Here is a 16553-nt window from a genome sequence, read left to right on the forward strand (position 1 = left end):
TATAAAAGGCGCTATAAGTTAATCTCATCATGATCTTATTCCTTAAGATCTATCAAAATTTATAGCAAATCCGAGTGAGCTGGTCAATTTATTTTGTCGGAATTAATTATTTTATATTATTGATATATAAAAACTTTTAATTTAAATGCAAAAATTCAATATACCCTTTATAAGAGTATATTGAATGATTTCAGGTTTGAGTGGTTTCTAAATTATTTGTACTGAAGCTATTTGTACTTTTAGCGTGAGGTATTGCTCTGTAAAAATTTCTCGCTGTAGATACGGTAGTTTTGCAAAGCTTGTTCATCTAACCAATTTTTAACGGCTTCAATCATTGGCGGTGGGCCACATAAATACATATCAAAAGCTTGCTCGGCCAGTTGATCTTTATTTAAGTGCTCATGGATATAACCGGCTTTACCTTGCCAAGTTTCCGTTGCCTTAGTCACAATCGGGTGATAGCTAAAGTTGGGTAGCTGTTCTGCATAGGCCTGTAAACGCTGTTGTTCACACAAGTCGGTTTCACTATTTACGCCGTAGTACAACTGAACTGCAGGCGAGTTAGGCTGATCAACCAAGTTATCAAGCATTCCCAAAAAAGCAGATAAACCAGTTCCACCTGCCACAAAAACCAGTGGTCGCTCTACTTCACGTAAATAGAAACTACCAAGCGGTGCTTCAATAAGTAAGCTTTGTCCAACCTGACAACGATCACGCAGGTAATTACTCATCACACCGTCTGGTAAGAGACGAATGAGAAATTGCAATTGATTGGTCGCATTTGGTCTATTTGCAAAAGAATATGAGCGCCAATCTTCAGTATCCGGTATTTGCAAACGAGCGTATTGACCTGGCAAAAACTGAAGTTGTTCAGCATGACTGCTCGCATCAAGATGTAAAATTGCTGTTGTTTCTGAAACCAGCTCAACCGCAGTCACTTTGGTTTCAATTTTTAAGGTATCACCAGCGTTACAGATAGCAGAATCATGATCGAAATAAAAAGCTGCATCGGATTTTACACGGGTCTGACAAGCTAACATTTTACGCTCAGCCAAATCACGCTCACTTAATGCATCTTCATCAACATATTCTTGTTCATAAATGCCGGTTTCACACTGTCCCTGACAGGTACCACAAACACCTTCGCGGCAGTCTAACGGCAGGTTAATTCCTTGACGAACTGCTGCATCAAGCAACAATTCGTCGTTATTCACCGAAATGAAAAAGGTTTTGCCATCGGCAAAATTAAGTGCAACTGAATGTCCCATTTTCATTCCCCTTAAACGTGATAGAAGTCTAAAACGGAATCAATTTTGTCATTCAGCAAAATGCTGTGCTGACGACGAATGCGGAAACCATCTGCTGTTTGGCGTAAAAGATAAGTGGCATGTCCGTAAAAACAGCCTTCTAAACCTTGACGGTTATAAAGCGTTTGCCATGCAACTTTTGCTTCGATAAGACCATCTTCCAGTGTTTTAACTCGAATGTTGTTTATGCTATGCAAAGTACGTGGTAATGGCGTTGCAGAGGCTGCTTTTCCGGTACGAATACGGAATACACGGTCTTCAAGGCCTGTACGGTCCGCATAATAAATATAAGATAAGCCCTGATTTGGATCTTGAACATAGTTATGGTCATCAATCCACTGTGGAATATGATATTCACTATCTTCATCGTAAAGCTCTAGGTAGGCATCCCAGTCATAAGCATCACAAAGCTCTGCCTTTTTGTACAAAAACTGAGATACAGCAAAATGTAGTTCTTGTGACATGGTTACACCTCATCCATTACGGCATTGTTTTCAAAAGTAATATCCTGCATTTTCAGCGCTTTTTTATTTAAGCCGTCGAGCATGAGACGTTGCCAGTGTCCATGCTGGTTTACATAGAGTCCTTCATGGGTAAATTCACGGCCAGTAATGACGGGTTGAATGCCTAAGTCTTGTGAGTTTTTAGTTGCACCGTATTCCCAAGACTGACAGCCACGAGAAATATCGCTCCAACGTTCAAGACGCGCTTGAAAACCTTTTTGCTGTTCACGGAATTCGACTAAATCGTCTGGTGTACCAAGACCCGACACGTTAAAGAAATCTTCAAACTGGCGAATACGGTTACGGCGTGCTTCTGCAGATTCACCTTTAACGCCAATACATTGGCTGATGACTTCAGTTTTATTCCATGCCACAGGGCGAACAATACGAAGCTGAGAGCTAATTTGATCCATAAAAAATAGGCTAGGGTACAAGTTTAAGTTTCTTAAACGATGCATTGCCCATTCAGCATATTTTTCGCCATATTTTTCAACCATATATGGCATAACTGTGCTGTAGCCCGGACGAACTGTCGGATTTGGCATGTCACTGAATAAAACACTGTGGCCATTCTTAAAACTAAACCAGCCATCGTCAGTTTCTGAGTCACCCGCACCCAACTTGCTATAGTCAAGTGTGTCGAGTTCAGCACCTTTTGATGCATTGACTTGCTGGCGGTGTTGAACTGTAGAGACATAGTTATAGTGAACAGTGCTGACATGGTAGCCATCTAGACCATTTTCATTTTGTAGCTTCCAGTTACCTGCAAAGGTATAAGATGACTTGCCTTGTAATACTTCGAGTTCACCTGTTGGCGACTGATTAACCATTAAATCAAGGAACAGTTTTGCATCGCCCAAAAAGTCTTCTAGTGAATCTGTTGCTTGAGTATCAAGGCTTACAAATACAAATCCACGATAGCTGGCAATACGGCCTTGTTTTAGACCACGGCTTGATTTATCAAAATCTTCACAATATTCGCTAGGCGCTTTGACTTTAACCAAACGGCCATCTGACTTATAGCACCATGCGTGGAACGGACAGGTAAATGTAGATTGATTGCCTTTAGCAACACGTGTTAAGGTCGCACCGCGGTGTTCACAAGCATTCACCATGGCATGTAGTTCGCCTTTACCATCACGGCTTACAATAATCGGTTGGCGGCCAATTTGAACGGTTAGGAAATCATGATTGTTTGGAATTTCACTTTCGTGACATGCGTAAATCCAAACCTTTTCAAAAATAAATTCCATTTCCAAGTCAAATAGTTCTGGCTCGGTAAACATGTCGCGTGCAATACGGAACACGCCATCGTTAGGACGGAAGTCGATACATCCATCTATAAAATCATTCCATTGTTTTAAATTAGATGAGGTCATTTACTCAATCCTCCAATCAATCAGCTTTTAACTGATTGAACCGCGATTAAGCATTGCTCTCTATCCGTTTTTTCCAGATCTTTATCCACTTTGTGCAGTTTTGATTTTTTAATTGAACTCTTTTGAAGAAAGAGTAGAGATTTAAATTTGTATGTGTTTTAAGCTATTAAAGTTTTCTATAATGTTAAGCAGCATAAAAATGAAACTTTGTGAACTAAGTCTATGAAAGAACAAAACTTAAAATTACAAATTAGAATTCTTTTAGAGCAAAATATTGCATTTGGTCCGGGTAAGGCAGACTTACTTGAAGCAATTGCGAGAACTGGTTCAATCTCACAAGCTGCAAAATCTATGAATATGAGCTACCGCCGTGCATGGCAGTTGGTCGACACCATGAATCAGTGCTTTGAAACAGCTTTAGTGGAAACGCAAACAGGCGGAACACATGGTGGTGGGGCAGCTGTCACAGCTTTGGGCCAGAAAGTCTTACAGCATTACCGTCAAATGGAAATCAATGCTCGACAAGCCTTAGAACATGATTATCAAATTATGAGTAGCTATTTAAAAGGTTAAGATAAAAGATTGTTTAGGTATGAAATCTTTTAATTTGGTATAGCTTTTGCTTAATTCAAATTACGTGCTGAAAAAGCACTGCTGCATTCCAGACATCTATAGTTAATGAATTATGCTTTTCATAATCTTCATGTAGCGCTATATTCTTGGGTATATATCGCTGCAAAAACGACAAAAAGGTAAAAATAATGGTAAGTGATACAAAGATAAAAAAATTGGCTTTAGCCTGTTCAGTCCTCAGCATCGGATTGGTCTTTAATATCTCAGCCAAGGCTGAATCAGTTACTGTTTATGCAGCAGCGAGCTTAACGAATGCAATTAACGATTTAGAAAAAATTTACGAAAAACAGAATAAAGTAGAAATTAAAACTTCATATGCTGGTTCATCAACCTTAGCTAAACAAATTGAAGCTGGAGCACCAGCTGATATTTTTATTTCAGCAGATACCCAGTGGATGGATTATCTACAAAACAAAAAACGAGTTGCAGCAAATGACCGTATAAATTTATTAGGTAACCGTTTGGTGTTAATTACCCCAAAAGGGCAGTCATTAAACATCAAATTAGATAAAGCCACAGATCCTAATAAAGTGTTTACAGGCAAGATTTGTACAGGAGATACCAAAAGTGTGCCTGTAGGCAAATATGCTAAACAAGCTTTTACTAATTTAGGTTGGTGGAATCGTATTGAGCCAAAGTTAGTTGAAACAGAAGATGTTCGAGCTGCTTTAAACTTTGTTGCGCGTGGTGAATGTCAGGTCGGTATTGTCTATGCAACCGATGCTGCGATTAGTAAAGACGTGAAGGTAGCTGGCATATTTCCGGAAAATACGCATTCACCAATTATTTATCCTGTAGGGATGATTAAAAAGAACTCAAACTCAGCAAAGTTCTATCAATTTTTACAAAGCAACCAAGCCAAAGCTGTCTTTAAAAAATATGGCTTTAGCGTGTTGGCTCCAGTCAAGCCATGATGTTTTCTTTAACCCCAGAAGAACTCAGTGTGCTGCAACTTTCTTGTAAGGTTGCAGCAAGTTGTCTTGTGGTCAGTATTATTCCTGCAATTTGTGTGGGATGGTTTTTGGCACGTAAAGAGTTTTGGGGTAAGTCATTCATTGAAACATTGGTATTTTTACCTTTAGTACTACCGCCAGTAGTTCCTGGTTATTTGCTTTTACAAGTTTTTGGGAGCCGCGGCGTTATTGGACAATATTTGGCGCCACTCGGAATTAATTTTGCATTTAACTGGAAAGGTGCCGTTCTTGCTTCGGCAGTGATGGGTTTTCCACTATTAGTGCAATCTATTCGTCTAGCGATTGAACTGGTCGATCAGCGTTTAGAAATGGCAGCAAAGACATTAGGAGCTTCATCTTTAGGGGCATTTTTTCACGTCACTTTGCCTCTTGCCAGCAGTGGCATTTTAATTGGCGCTATTTTGTGTTTTTGCCGCAGTTTAGGAGAGTTTGGGGCCACCATTACTTTTGTGGGTAATATTTCAAATGAAACACGGACTTTGCCTCTAGCCATGTATAGCTTAATGCAACAACCCGATACAGAAGCTGCTATTCAAAGGCTTATTGTTTTATCGTTAAGTGTAGCTTTTCTGGCATTATGGTTTGCACAGTGGTTTCATCGTTATCAAAAGAAGCGGTTAGGACGGTAAGGTTATGTTGATTGATTGCCGTTTTCAGCTACAGATGGGTCAATTTCATATTGAGCCTAGTTTCCAGTCAGATGCTGCTGTTATTGGATTATTTGGTGCATCTGGGTCAGGTAAAACATCAATTTTACACGCGATTGCAGGACTGAACACTCCGCATAGTGGACTCATTAAAATACAGGGCCAAACATGGTTTGATTCAGATCAAAACATTAACTTGAGCACACAAAAGCGGCATGTTGGATTGGTTTTTCAAGATGCTCAGCTTTTTCCGCATAAAACAGTCAAGCAAAATTTATTATTTGGTTTTCAGCATCTTTCCCAACAAGAACGTCAATTTGAAGCAGATTACATTATTGAGTTATTAAAGTTAGGGCATTTATTACAACGTATGCCTATCAAACTCTCAGGTGGGGAAAAGCAGCGCGTGGCACTAGGTCGAGCATTATTATATTCGCCTAAACTGTTACTGCTTGATGAACCTTTATCAGCATTAGATGCGAATCATAAAGCTGAAATTATTCCTTTTTTTCAGAAAGTAAAAGAGGAAATTAAAATTCCGATGATTTATGTAAGTCATGATATTCAAGAGATTAAACAACTGACCGAAACAATGTGGATTTTATAATTTTTCATTTTTTATACGCATTTCTAAACTTACGAGAGTCGGAGTTATAGAGAACTCATTCTGAGCCTGGGGGAGATCGAACCCTAAAAAGTTACTAGTTTTGATAAACCATAAATCTGATTTTAGTCGAATAAATCAAAACCTGTCTTATTGAAAATGATTATTAATAACAAAATATTCTTGACCTTTAAATTTTATAAACTTCCTATAAAACAATATTTTAGCTTGTAATTTTAAGATGTAACTCATTTATATAAGATCATAATTTGAACTTTTATATCCATTTGCTCTTGATAATAATGATAATTATTTGCAATTATATTTATAGATTTCTTTATAATATAAATTGGAGTATTAACATGCGCTCTACCATCGTAGTCACAGGTGCTGCAAGAGGGATAGGAGCGGCTATCGCCAAGCAACTACTAGATCAGGGGTATCATGTTATTGGTATTGACTGTCAAAAAAATCCTGAACAATGGGATATCAGTAAAACAATGACGTCAGATCAATTTTCACAATGGCAAGGCATCTCACAAGACATTACTCATCAACAAGAAACACAAACTTTAATTTCAGAGCTTTTGGAAAAATACGAAATTACGGGGTTAGTAAATGCAGCAGGAGTATTAATTATGCGCTCCATGCTTGAAGCAAAAACGGAAGATTGGGAAACACTTTTTGCGGTCAATGTCATGGCGCCTATCGCGATTAGTCAACAAATTGCTAAACATTTTTGTGCAAAAAGGCAGGGTAGCATTGTCACTATTAGTTCAAATAGTGCGCGTATGCCACGTATGCAACTTGGTATGTACGCCACCACTAAGGCTGCACTAAGTCATTTTTGTCGCAATCTGGCACTTGAAATCGCCCCTTATCAAGTCAGGCTGAATATCGTTTCACCTGGATCTACTCTCACTCAAATGCAGCAACAACTCTGGACAGATAATGCACCTCCACCTGCAGTAATTGATGGTGATTTAAGCCAGTACCGAACAGGTATTCCCTTACGGAAACTCGCGCAACCAGATGATATTGCCAATACCGTGAGCTTTTTACTTTCGGACCGAGCGGCCCAAATTACGATGCAAGAAATAGTGGTAGATGGAGGAGCTACACTTGGGGTTTAAAGCTTACTTCAGCACAACAATACACTGAAATTAAAGAACAAATATTTTTAAAGATAGAAAAGGAAAATACCAATGAGTATTCCAAAGATTGCAAGTTACAGCATGCCCCAAGCGCACGAATTTACTCCAAACAAAACAAATTGGCCACTACATACCAGTCGAGGTGTTTTATTGGTTCATGATATGCAGCAATATTTTTTAGATTTCTATGATATAACCCAAGAACCTATTCCAGAACTAATTCAAAACACCAAGGCATTAATTGATGCTGCTCGCCAGTCTAATATTCCCGTTGTCTATACAGCACAACCTGGCAACCAATCACCAGAATATCGGCAGTTATTAACCGACTTTTGGGGGCCTGGTTTAAAGGATGAGCCAAACATCACACAGATTTTTCCGAAAATTTCACCTCAAAAAAATGATACGGTACTTACTAAGTGGAGATATAGTGTTTTTAAATTTTCTCCGCTCGAACAACTCATGCGTGACTCTGGTCGCGATCAACTGATTATCTGTGGGGTATATGCACATATTGGTTGTCTAATGAGTGCTGCGGAAGCATTTATGCTAAACATACAGCCATTTTTATGTGGTGATGCGCTGGCTGACTTTAGCAGAGAAGAGCACGATATGGCATTAAAATATGCCAGTACACGATGTGCTCAAGTCATGACAACACAACAAGTAATCCAAGCATGGATACAAGAATAAGATGCACTACCACTAGAATAAAAATTATTTAACTTTCTGTATTTAAGATATAAAGAGCAGGTCATTGATCTGCTTTTTATATGGGTCGAAATGAATACTTATAATAGAAGATGGATGCAATTTATCATTATTTAATCAATAAAATATAATGGTTATCATTATGTATTTGATAATTAATTAATATTGAATATTAAAACTTATGTGTATATGATACACCGTTAAACACAAATGATAATAATTATCATATGTTAACCATTATACAAAATAATGTTGAAGAGTGACATTAATGAAGAGGGTCGCCATATGGTTCAGTTCAAGAATGCATCTAGTCGCAAAGTGCGTACATGTAGAAAGCAAAGAGAGGGATAATATGGGAGTTATTTTAAAACTTAATAATTAGCTCAGAGCTTATTTATAGGGTAGTAAGTTCTAATTTATAGATCAAATCATTTCCATAATTTTCAGGTAAATATAGTCAAAATAATTTTAAAAATTCCTATATTTCTAGACATTAAGGTTCAGTAAGATGACGACAATATCAAAATCATTATTAAATGGATTACCGATAAAAAAATCGAGGGTACAAGTTTTTGAGATTTTAAATCAGAACCCACAAGGCTTAAGCGCGGTAAGTATCTATGCGCAAATTAAAAATGAACATAAAATTACGTTAGGTACCATTTATCGAATTTTATCTGAGTTTGAAAACCGTAAAATCATCAAAAGGGTGTTTTTAGGAAAAAGTAAAAGTATTTATAAGCTTAGAAAAGACAAGATGAGCTGTAACCTCATTTCGCTCAAAACCTCTGAAGCCTTGAACTTTGAAAATGAGAAAGTTAAAGAATTACTTCATGAGGTTACGGATATTATTTTTGCAAACACCGGAGTCGACATTAGTAGTGTTGAACTTAATCTTTATACCGAATAAAAATCTTTTAAACTGTTATAAAAATAAAGGACAGCTTCGTACTGTCCTTTATGCATTCTTAAATGAGTTATTTAATGACTTTAATACGAGTCGTAGCCGGAATAATTAACGGTGAATCTTTAGAGTTTTGTGCAACATAGCTTTCAAGCGCATCGATATCTTGACCACCACCGACACGGTTTTGGCCTTCTTTTAATACCGTGAAGTTGTCACCACCATCTGCCAAGAAGCTATTTACCGTCACACGGTATACTTTAGTGTCAACTAATGGTGAACCAGCAACCATGATGTTACTTGCTCGTGGTGAAACAGATGTATTTGCCGCATATTGATAACTCAACTCTTTAGACGGCTGTAAAATTCTAGGCGAATTTGCATTTGCACCAGACCATTGCTGTTCAAGCACATCTCTAATCTGTTTACCGGTTAAGCTCAAAGTCACAATCGAGTTACCGAAAGGTTGAACTGCAAAAATATCACCAAACGTAATCTGGTTACTGCTGTTAATTAGTAGATCAGCACGTACACCACCCGGGTTCATTAACGTAAAATCCGAGCCTTGATTACTTGCTTGAAGAGCAGCGGCTTGCTGTGCATCGGCAATCATATCACCTAGTGGGCTTTCACCACTTTCGACTTGTGTACGGCTCACAACGGCAGTAGAAGTTCCAACAACACGTCCAGAAATTGTGGTTACTGCTTGACGGTATTTATCTAAAATCGCTTCGATACTTGGTGTCTTACTAAATTTTTGATAGAGGTCTGTCAGACTTACAGTGGTTGTACCCGAAGTATAGGCCTCACTTTGAACCGGAATTTGTTTAGCATCTTTTTTAATGATATCGCCAGTTTTACCATCCAACTCCACCTTAATATCGGTAATAAGCGTGCCGTATTGGCCAGCTGAGGTTAGTAAAAACGGTTTAGTCGGATTCTTGGTTGCATAATCACAAATATAAGACTGATGTGTATGCCCCGAAACAACAATATCAACTGCCGGATTTAACCGATCTAAAATACCTAAAATTGGCCCACTTAAGCCATCACATGTTTTTTGATTGAGTTTCGTACTTGGCGCTGCACCTTCATGGACAACGACGACAATGGCTTCAATACCTTGTTTTTGAAGTTCAGGAATTAACGCATTTACCGTATCCGCTTCATCACGGAATTCAACATCCTTAATACCCGCCGCTGAAACAATACTTGGAGTCGCTTTGAGTGTTAAACCAATAAATGCTACAGGAATCCCGCCATAAGTTTTGACTTTATAGGCAGGAAAAATCGTTTTACTTGTATCATTTTTCATTGCCACGTTAGCTGCAAGGAAATTGAATTTTGCGCCGCTAAAGTTTTTATTAATTTGGCATGGGGCAGTGCTGGTATATTGTTGACAACCGCCATTTTGTAAACGACGCAATTCATCTGTACCACGGTCAAACTCATGATTTCCAACTGCATTAAAGTCAATTTGAATATCATTCATGACTTCAATAGTAGGTTCATCTAGAAATAATGAAGAAGTGAGTGGGGAAGCACTAATTAAGTCACCTGCTGACACAACAGCATTATTGGGATTTTGAGCTTTAAGTTTCTTAATTGCATCTGCAAAGTAACTCACACCACCGACAGGAATACGTACAGTTTGAGATGCATCATTTGGATTCGCTGCTTCAACGTAACGTTTAGGTGGTTCTAAATTTCCATGAAAGTCATTGAAAGCTAAAATATTTACAGTTTGGTTACTTCGCGGTGCTGGTGTGCTTGAATCATTGTCATCGTTATCATTACAGCCTACCAATAAGGCCATTGCCAGACATAAAGATGTTGTCTTAAATAGTATGTTTAAAGTCGTCATTTTTTTATCAATTGATGAATTAAGATGCATAAAAAATACGCATAGAGTATGAATATTTGATGAAAATTGAAACTGAATCGAAATAGAATGATCTTTAAAAAATTAATGTTAAGATGATGGTAGATATGGATGACTAGAAGGAAGTAAATAAGGAAAAAATAAATATTAATTTTAAGGTTTTCATAAAAAATTCATGAATTTGCAATAAAGCAGTTACAAAATGTCCGGTGAATAAAATCGGTTATACATTAATAAATTAACCTTTTTTATTCATTTTAACTTTTTTACCCAGTATAAGAGTCAAGAATGACATCATTGCCCACTTTAGCTAGCTCAAACCAGCACAATTTAGAAACGTATATTAATAGAGAACTCTCTTTATTAGAGTTTCATAAACGGGTGCTTGCTCAAGCCAAAGATATAGAACACCCATTACTGGAACGTTTGAATTTTTTAATTATTTTTTCACGTAATCTAGATGAGTTTTTTGAAATTCGTGTGGCAAGTTTAATCCAGAAAATTAGCTTGATGAGTCAGGCAACCGGACCAGAAGGTTTACCGTTAGTAGAAGTATTAAAGCAAATTTCAAAAAATGCTCATGAGGCGGTTGAAGAGCAATATAAAATCTTAAACTATACTTTGTTACCGCAACTCCAAGGCTATGGCGTTCATTTTATTCAGCACGGCGATATATTAGAAAAGCATAAAGAATGGATTAAAGAGTATTTTTTTAAAGAAGTACAACCTGTAGTTACGCCAATCAGTCTAGACCCGGCACATCCATTTCCACGGTTAGTGAATAAAAGTCTAAACTTCATTGTAACTTTAGAAGGTAAAGACGCTTTTGGACGTCAAATTGATTTAGCTATTGTACCGGCACCGCGTTCGTTACCAAGGCTTGTTAAAATTCCAGAACATATTTCTGGCGGTGCAGAGCATTACATTCTGCTCTCGGCCATTATCCATCAACATATTTCGGATTTATTTCCGGGTATGAAAGCGACGGGCTGTCATCAATTTCGTGTAACTCGAAATGCCGATTTAACCGTTTCTGAAGATGTAGAGGATTTAGCTGCTGCTTTAAAAGGTGAATTATCTTCACGCCGTTTTGGCCAAGCAGTTCGTTTGGAAGTAGCAAAAAAATGTCCTGAAGAAATTGCTAACTATTTATTAGAGCAATTCGATTTAGATGCAGAACATCTTTACTACGTCGATGGCCCCGTTAATTTAGCCCGTTTTATCTCAAACTTTGATTTACCAGAGTTACGCTATAAACCATATCAACAAGTATTACCTCAGCTTTTGTACACTAAAAAACCGATTTTTGATGTGTTAAAAGCAGGAGATGTTCTACTTCATCATCCATTTGATTCTTTTGCACCTGTTATCAAGTTCCTTCGGGAAGCTGCACAAGATCCAAATGTCTTGGCAATTAAACAAACGTTATATCGTAGTGGTGCCAACTCGGAAATCGTACAGCTACTCGCAGAAGCTGCACGTAATGGTAAAGAAGTAACCGCGGTTATTGAGTTGCGGGCACGTTTTGATGAAGAATCAAATATTGAAGTCGCAAACGTTTTACAAGAAGCTGGCGCAGTCGTGGTGTATGGCATTGTTGGCTATAAAACTCACGCTAAAATGATTTTAGTGGTCCGCCGTGAACAAGACAAAATCAAAAGATATGTGCATTTAGGTACAGGTAACTATCATGCAGTGAATGCCAAAATCTATACCGATTTTGGTTTGCTGACCAATGATGCGGAAATTTGTGAAGACGTCCATAAAATTTTCCAAGAACTGACCGGTATGGGCAAAATGGCAAAGCTTAAAAAGCTTTTTCATGCGCCATTTACCTTACATTCTCAACTGTTAGAACTTATTGAACAGGAAATTAAAAATAGCCTTGCTGGTAAAAAAGCACACATCATCATTAAAGTGAATGCGCTTACTGAACCACAGCTCATTAGCGCGCTTTATAAAGCATCACAAGCTGGTGTAAAAATTGATTTAATTATTCGTTCAATTTGCTGCCTGAGACCACAAGTTGCAGGCCTTTCAGAGAATATTCGAGTACGTTCAATCGTTGGTCGTTATTTGGAGCATACGCGGGTTTACTATTTTTATAATGATGGCGATACAAAAGTTTATTGTGCAAGTGCAGACTGGATGGAACGTAATTTGTTCTCTCGTATTGAAACCTGCTTCCCAATTGAAAATAAAAAATTAAAGAAACAAGTCATTGAAGATGGCCTAAACAACTATTTGAAAGACAATCGTCAAGCATGGGAATTACAGGCTGATGGAACTTGGGTGCAATGTCATCCTAAGCCGGAAGAAGAACTTTATATTGCACAGCAACACTTGATGAACTTAGCTGGGTAAGGCATAAGTCATAACAGAACATTGACCTGTTATGACTTTTCAAATGCTTTTGAAAGATCAGGATTTATTAAAATTTGGACAAAAAACACAATTATCGAACAATATCTTGTTCCGAGCTTATCTACAAACGTGGCATTTTTAATTAGAATAAATTTTTAATTGCCTTATGAGATTTAATCAAGTGATTCATTTCACGAGATTAATACTGACTGGAGTAAAATTTATGCAATGGACAAAACCAGCTTTCACTGATTTACGTATTGGTTTTGAAGTAACAATGTACTTTGAAGCACGTTAATCATTTCTATTCAAATCTGTCATAAGCCCTAGTCTTGTTCTAGGGCTTATGTCTTTCTAATAAGATATTAATTTTATGCATATTTATATTTTAGGTTCAGCAGCTGGAGGCGGTTTCCCTCAGTGGAACTGTAATTGTCCTAATTGTCATGGTGTTCGTACAGGTACGATTAATGCCAAAGTGCGTACTCAATCTTCAATTGCAATTTCAGAAAACGGCGTAGACTGGATTTTATTAAACGCATCACCAGATATCCGTCAACAATTATTTGATTTTAAAGCGGCTCAACCAGCGCGAAAATTACGTGATACTGGTATTACCAATGTTATTTTAATGGATAGCCAACTTGACCATACCACTGGACTGTTAACTTTACGTGAAGGCTGCCCAATGAATGTGTGGTGTACTGAAATGGTCTATCAAGATCTCACCACGGGTTTTCCGGTATTCAATATGCTGAAACACTGGAATGGTGGTCTTCAATATCACCAAATTGATCCTAAACAAGCTTTTAAAATTGATGGTTTCGAAAATTTAGAATTTTTCCCCTTAATTATTCAAAGCGCGGCACCCCCATATTCTCCACATCGCCATGACCCGCATGAGGGCGATAATATTGCCTTGATTATTAAAGATCATAAAACGCAAAAACAGTTGTTCTATGCGCCGGGTTTGGGAAAGATTGATGATCAAATCATGCAGATTATGCAAGATTCTGACTGCGTCATGATTGATGGCACACTATGGACAGATGATGAAATGCAGCAAACCGGTGTAGGGAAAAAAACAGGCCGTGAAATGGGGCATTTATATATTAGTGGTGAAGGCGGTTCGTTATCTTACTTAAACCAACTCAGTACACCAAAGAAAGTGCTAATTCATATTAACAATACCAATCCGATTTTAAATGAAGACTCTACTCAATTTGCTGAACTAAAAGCAAATGGTGTAGAAGTTGCCTTTGATGGCATGCAAATTGAACTCTAAGGTGAAACATGACTCAAACACCTGAAGCTTTAACGACCGAACAATTTAAACAGGCTATTATTGATAAAGGTCAGTATTATCATATCTATCATCCATTTCATGTGATGATGTATGAAGGTAAAGCCACTCAACAACAAATTCAGGCTTGGGTTGCAAACCGCTACTACTATCAGATCAATATTCCGCTCAAAGATGCCGCGATCATGGCAAATTGTCCTGATCAACGTGTGCGACAGGAATGGATTCAGCGCATGATTGACCAAGATGGTGAATATCCTGATGGCGGTGGACGAGAAGCATGGTTACGGTTAGCCGAAGCTGTAGGCTTGAGTCGTGAGCAAGTGATTTCTGAAGAATTGGTTTTGCCGGGTGTACGATTCGCCGTAGATGCCTATGTAAATTTTGCACGCCGTGCGTCATGGCGTGAGGCAGCAAGCAGTTCTTTAACTGAGCTATTTGCGCCTCAAATTCATCAGTCTCGTCTTGAGTCATGGCCACAGCATTACCCTTGGATTGATGACAAGGGATATGAATATTTCCGTTCTCGTTTAAGTCAAGCACGCCGTGATGTTGAACATGGTTTAACAATCACGCTTGATTCATTTACTACTCATGAACAACAACAAAGAATGCTGGAAATATTACAGTTTAAACTGGATATTTTATGGAGCATTTTAGATGCTTTAACACTGGCATATGTACACAATGAAGCACCGTATCATAGCGTGACTCAAGAACGGGTATGGCACAAAGGACTATTTAAATGAATAAAGAACAATTTGATGTAAATCTTGTGCCTACCTGGCGCCAAGGTTATCGCTTTCAATTTGAGCCTGCTCAAAATGGCTTTGTCCTTTTATATCCTGAAGGCATGATCAAATTAAATGAAAGTGCAGGGGCCATTGGACAATATATTGATGGGACAAATAATGTTTCTGCAATTATTGCCCAGCTCAAGCAACAATTTGGCGATATAGCCGAAATTGACAACGATGTTATTGATTACATGTTAGTTGCCCAACAACAACACTGGATTGATTTAGTATGACAGAAGGTGTTGGTCTACCTTTATGGTTATTAGCGGAGTTAACTTATCGTTGCCCGCTACAATGTCCATATTGCTCAAACCCTTTAGACTACGCACAGCATAAAAATGAACTGACCACGCAAGAGTGGTTTGATGTTTTTGATCAAGCGCGTCAAATGGGGGCAGTACAACTCGGTTTTTCCGGTGGTGAACCTTTGGTGCGTCAAGATCTGGAGCAGCTTGTGGCGCATGCACACCAACTTGGCTTCTACACCAACCTGATTACCTCAGGCATGGGACTTACCGAACAGCGTATTTCGCATTTAAAGCAAGCTGGCCTAGACCATATTCAAATTAGCTTTCAAGCGAGTGATCCGGTCGTTAATGATGCTTTAGCAGGGTCGAAACATGCTTTTGAACAAAAGTATGAAATGTGCCGACTTGTTAAGAAATATGATTATCCGATGGTCCTCAATTTTGTAATTCATCGGCATAACATTGACCAGATCGATAAAATTATTGAGCTTTGCCTAGAACTTAATGCGGATACAGTTGAGCTAGCAATTTGTCAGTTTTATGGTTGGGCGTTTTTAAACCGTCAGGGTTTATTACCGACACAAGAACAACTCATACGTGCTGAACGTATTACCAATGAATATCGGGAAAAGTTAAAAGCGCAAAATCATCCTTGCAAACTTATTTTTGTAGTGCCTGATTATTACGAAGAAAGACCAAAAGCCTGTATGAATGGCTGGGGTAAAATTTTCTTTACAGTTGCTCCAGATGGTATGGCTCTGCCTTGTCACGCAGCAAGACAATTACCGATTTCTTTCCCAAATGTTCGTGAACAAAGCCTATCAAGAATCTGGTATGAGTCTACCGGTTTTAACCACTTCCGTGGTGATGCATGGATGCCAGAAGGATGCCGTAGTTGCCCAGATAAAGACCGCGACTTTGGTGGCTGTCGTTGTCAAGCTTATATGCTAACAGGCGACGCAAGTAACGCAGATCCTGTTTGTGGTAAATCGCCGTATCATCAATTCATTGAGCAGGCACGTGCCGAGAGCGAAATTGATTCCTCTCTGGAAAAATTGGTATTCCGTAATAGCCGAAATTCAAAGCAATTTACGGTTCAACAAAACATTCCGGTTCAAAATATTGTAGATGATTAGCTATGAG

At 38.2% G+C, this 16553-nt stretch carries 17 protein-coding genes; 13 read left to right on the forward strand and 4 right to left on the reverse strand.

Annotated features, from left to right (window positions below):
• Positions 1 to 239: 239 nt before the first annotated feature.
• Genes antC through antA form a run of 3 tightly spaced genes read right to left on the reverse strand, consistent with a single transcriptional unit; the run spans position 240 to position 3189 of the window.
• Positions 240 to 1274 carry an anthranilate 1,2-dioxygenase electron transfer component AntC gene (gene antC / locus G9371_RS04275; protein ID WP_086221547.1) on the reverse strand — a complete coding sequence of 345 codons (1035 nt, stop codon included), beginning with the start codon at positions 1272 to 1274 and terminating at the stop codon, positions 240 to 242.
• 5 nt (positions 1275 to 1279) lie between these two features.
• Positions 1280 to 1771, reverse strand: coding sequence for an anthranilate 1,2-dioxygenase small subunit (antB, locus tag G9371_RS04280; protein ID WP_000076813.1), 492 nt, complete (start codon positions 1769 to 1771; stop codon positions 1280 to 1282).
• Positions 1772 to 1773: 2 nt separating this feature from the next.
• Positions 1774 to 3189, reverse strand: coding sequence for an anthranilate 1,2-dioxygenase large subunit (antA, locus tag G9371_RS04285; protein WP_000204400.1), 1416 nt, complete (start codon positions 3187 to 3189; stop codon positions 1774 to 1776).
• A gap of 222 nt (positions 3190 to 3411) precedes the next feature.
• On the opposite strand from antA, the gene G9371_RS04290 reads away from it, so the two are divergent.
• From G9371_RS04290 to G9371_RS04320, 7 genes are all read left to right on the forward strand, one after another.
• The gene (locus G9371_RS04290) at positions 3412 to 3762 is read left to right on the forward strand and encodes a winged helix-turn-helix domain-containing protein (RefSeq protein ID WP_000664116.1); all 351 of its coding nucleotides are present in this window, start codon (positions 3412 to 3414) and stop codon (positions 3760 to 3762) included.
• Positions 3763 to 3950: 188 nt separating this feature from the next.
• Entirely contained in the window at positions 3951 to 4736 is a 786-nt protein-coding gene (gene modA, locus G9371_RS04295) for a molybdate ABC transporter substrate-binding protein (protein WP_000253130.1), read from the forward strand.
• Positions 4733 to 5425: a molybdate ABC transporter permease subunit gene (modB, locus tag G9371_RS04300; protein ID WP_000971590.1), complete on the forward strand. Its 693-nt coding sequence runs from the start codon at positions 4733 to 4735 to the stop codon at positions 5423 to 5425. The genes modA and modB overlap by 4 nt, the downstream gene beginning before the upstream one ends.
• A gap of 4 nt (positions 5426 to 5429) precedes the next feature.
• A complete protein-coding gene (locus tag G9371_RS04305) occupies positions 5430 to 6050 on the forward strand; it encodes an ATP-binding cassette domain-containing protein (RefSeq protein ID WP_029423821.1) in 621 nt (206 codons plus the stop codon).
• Between the two features lie 359 nt (positions 6051 to 6409).
• Positions 6410 to 7180: an SDR family oxidoreductase gene (locus tag G9371_RS04310; RefSeq protein ID WP_029423822.1), complete on the forward strand. Its 771-nt coding sequence runs from the start codon at positions 6410 to 6412 to the stop codon at positions 7178 to 7180.
• A 72-nt stretch (positions 7181 to 7252) separates the two neighbouring features.
• Positions 7253 to 7894, forward strand: coding sequence for an isochorismatase family protein (locus G9371_RS04315; protein ID WP_029423823.1), 642 nt, complete (start codon positions 7253 to 7255; stop codon positions 7892 to 7894).
• A gap of 526 nt (positions 7895 to 8420) precedes the next feature.
• Entirely contained in the window at positions 8421 to 8822 is a 402-nt protein-coding gene (locus G9371_RS04320) for a transcriptional repressor (RefSeq protein WP_000207886.1), read from the forward strand.
• 67 nt (positions 8823 to 8889) lie between these two features.
• Here G9371_RS04320 and G9371_RS04325 read toward each other — a convergent pair whose 3' ends face one another.
• Positions 8890 to 10680 (reverse strand): bifunctional metallophosphatase/5'-nucleotidase, encoded by a 1791-nt coding sequence (locus G9371_RS04325; RefSeq protein ID WP_032009086.1) that lies wholly within the window; start codon positions 10678 to 10680, stop codon positions 8890 to 8892.
• A 306-nt stretch (positions 10681 to 10986) separates the two neighbouring features.
• Between G9371_RS04325 and ppk1 the strand changes: the two genes are divergently transcribed.
• The 6 genes from ppk1 to pqqE all read left to right on the forward strand — a co-directional run bounded on the left by ppk1 (position 10987) and on the right by pqqE (position 16546).
• Positions 10987 to 13062 (forward strand): polyphosphate kinase 1, encoded by a 2076-nt coding sequence (gene ppk1, locus G9371_RS04330; protein ID WP_000202698.1) that lies wholly within the window; start codon positions 10987 to 10989, stop codon positions 13060 to 13062.
• A 223-nt stretch (positions 13063 to 13285) separates the two neighbouring features.
• Complete coding sequence (gene pqqA / locus G9371_RS04335; RefSeq protein ID WP_001982218.1) at positions 13286 to 13360, forward strand: pyrroloquinoline quinone precursor peptide PqqA; 75 nt, start codon at positions 13286 to 13288, stop codon at positions 13358 to 13360.
• A 75-nt stretch (positions 13361 to 13435) separates the two neighbouring features.
• Positions 13436 to 14347: a pyrroloquinoline quinone biosynthesis protein PqqB gene (gene pqqB, locus G9371_RS04340; RefSeq protein ID WP_029423825.1), complete on the forward strand. Its 912-nt coding sequence runs from the start codon at positions 13436 to 13438 to the stop codon at positions 14345 to 14347.
• Positions 14348 to 14355: 8 nt separating this feature from the next.
• Positions 14356 to 15114 (forward strand): pyrroloquinoline-quinone synthase PqqC, encoded by a 759-nt coding sequence (gene pqqC, locus G9371_RS04345; protein ID WP_000195110.1) that lies wholly within the window; start codon positions 14356 to 14358, stop codon positions 15112 to 15114.
• Complete coding sequence (gene pqqD / locus G9371_RS04350; RefSeq protein WP_165471255.1) at positions 15111 to 15395, forward strand: pyrroloquinoline quinone biosynthesis peptide chaperone PqqD; 285 nt, start codon at positions 15111 to 15113, stop codon at positions 15393 to 15395. Before pqqC ends, pqqD begins: the two co-directional genes overlap by 4 nt.
• Positions 15392 to 16546: a pyrroloquinoline quinone biosynthesis protein PqqE gene (gene pqqE, locus G9371_RS04355; protein ID WP_000134722.1), complete on the forward strand. Its 1155-nt coding sequence runs from the start codon at positions 15392 to 15394 to the stop codon at positions 16544 to 16546. Before pqqD ends, pqqE begins: the two co-directional genes overlap by 4 nt.
• The last annotated feature ends 7 nt before the right edge of the window (positions 16547 to 16553 follow it).

This window comes from Acinetobacter sp. EKM10A (assembly GCF_011075215.1).
GTDB lineage: Bacteria > Pseudomonadota > Gammaproteobacteria > Pseudomonadales > Moraxellaceae > Acinetobacter > Acinetobacter baumannii.

Bases quoted from the DNA above. Each gene is read 5' to 3' on its own strand.
- antB (WP_000076813.1), bottom strand. From the start codon at position 1,771: ATGTCACAAGAACTACATTTTGCTGTATCTCAGTTTTTGTACAAAAAG.
- G9371_RS04320 (WP_000207886.1), top strand. From the start codon at position 8,421: ATGACGACAATATCAAAATCATTATTAAATGGATTACCGATAAAAAAA.
- pqqC (WP_000195110.1), top strand. From the start codon at position 14,356: ATGACTCAAACACCTGAAGCTTTAACGACCGAACAATTTAAACAGGCT.
- pqqD (WP_165471255.1), top strand. From the start codon at position 15,111: ATGAATAAAGAACAATTTGATGTAAATCTTGTGCCTACCTGGCGCCAA.
- G9371_RS04315 (WP_029423823.1), top strand. From the start codon at position 7,253: ATGAGTATTCCAAAGATTGCAAGTTACAGCATGCCCCAAGCGCACGAA.
- pqqB (WP_029423825.1), top strand. From the start codon at position 13,436: ATGCATATTTATATTTTAGGTTCAGCAGCTGGAGGCGGTTTCCCTCAG.
- antC (WP_086221547.1), bottom strand. From the start codon at position 1,274: ATGAAAATGGGACATTCAGTTGCACTTAATTTTGCCGATGGCAAAACC.
- G9371_RS04290 (WP_000664116.1), top strand. From the start codon at position 3,412: ATGAAAGAACAAAACTTAAAATTACAAATTAGAATTCTTTTAGAGCAA.
- G9371_RS04325 (WP_032009086.1), bottom strand. From the start codon at position 10,680: ATGACGACTTTAAACATACTATTTAAGACAACATCTTTATGTCTGGCA.
- antA (WP_000204400.1), bottom strand. From the start codon at position 3,189: ATGACCTCATCTAATTTAAAACAATGGAATGATTTTATAGATGGATGT.
- G9371_RS04310 (WP_029423822.1), top strand. From the start codon at position 6,410: ATGCGCTCTACCATCGTAGTCACAGGTGCTGCAAGAGGGATAGGAGCG.
- pqqE (WP_000134722.1), top strand. From the start codon at position 15,392: ATGACAGAAGGTGTTGGTCTACCTTTATGGTTATTAGCGGAGTTAACT.
- modB (WP_000971590.1), top strand. From the start codon at position 4,733: ATGATGTTTTCTTTAACCCCAGAAGAACTCAGTGTGCTGCAACTTTCT.
- modA (WP_000253130.1), top strand. From the start codon at position 3,951: ATGGTAAGTGATACAAAGATAAAAAAATTGGCTTTAGCCTGTTCAGTC.
- G9371_RS04305 (WP_029423821.1), top strand. From the start codon at position 5,430: ATGTTGATTGATTGCCGTTTTCAGCTACAGATGGGTCAATTTCATATT.
- ppk1 (WP_000202698.1), top strand. From the start codon at position 10,987: ATGACATCATTGCCCACTTTAGCTAGCTCAAACCAGCACAATTTAGAA.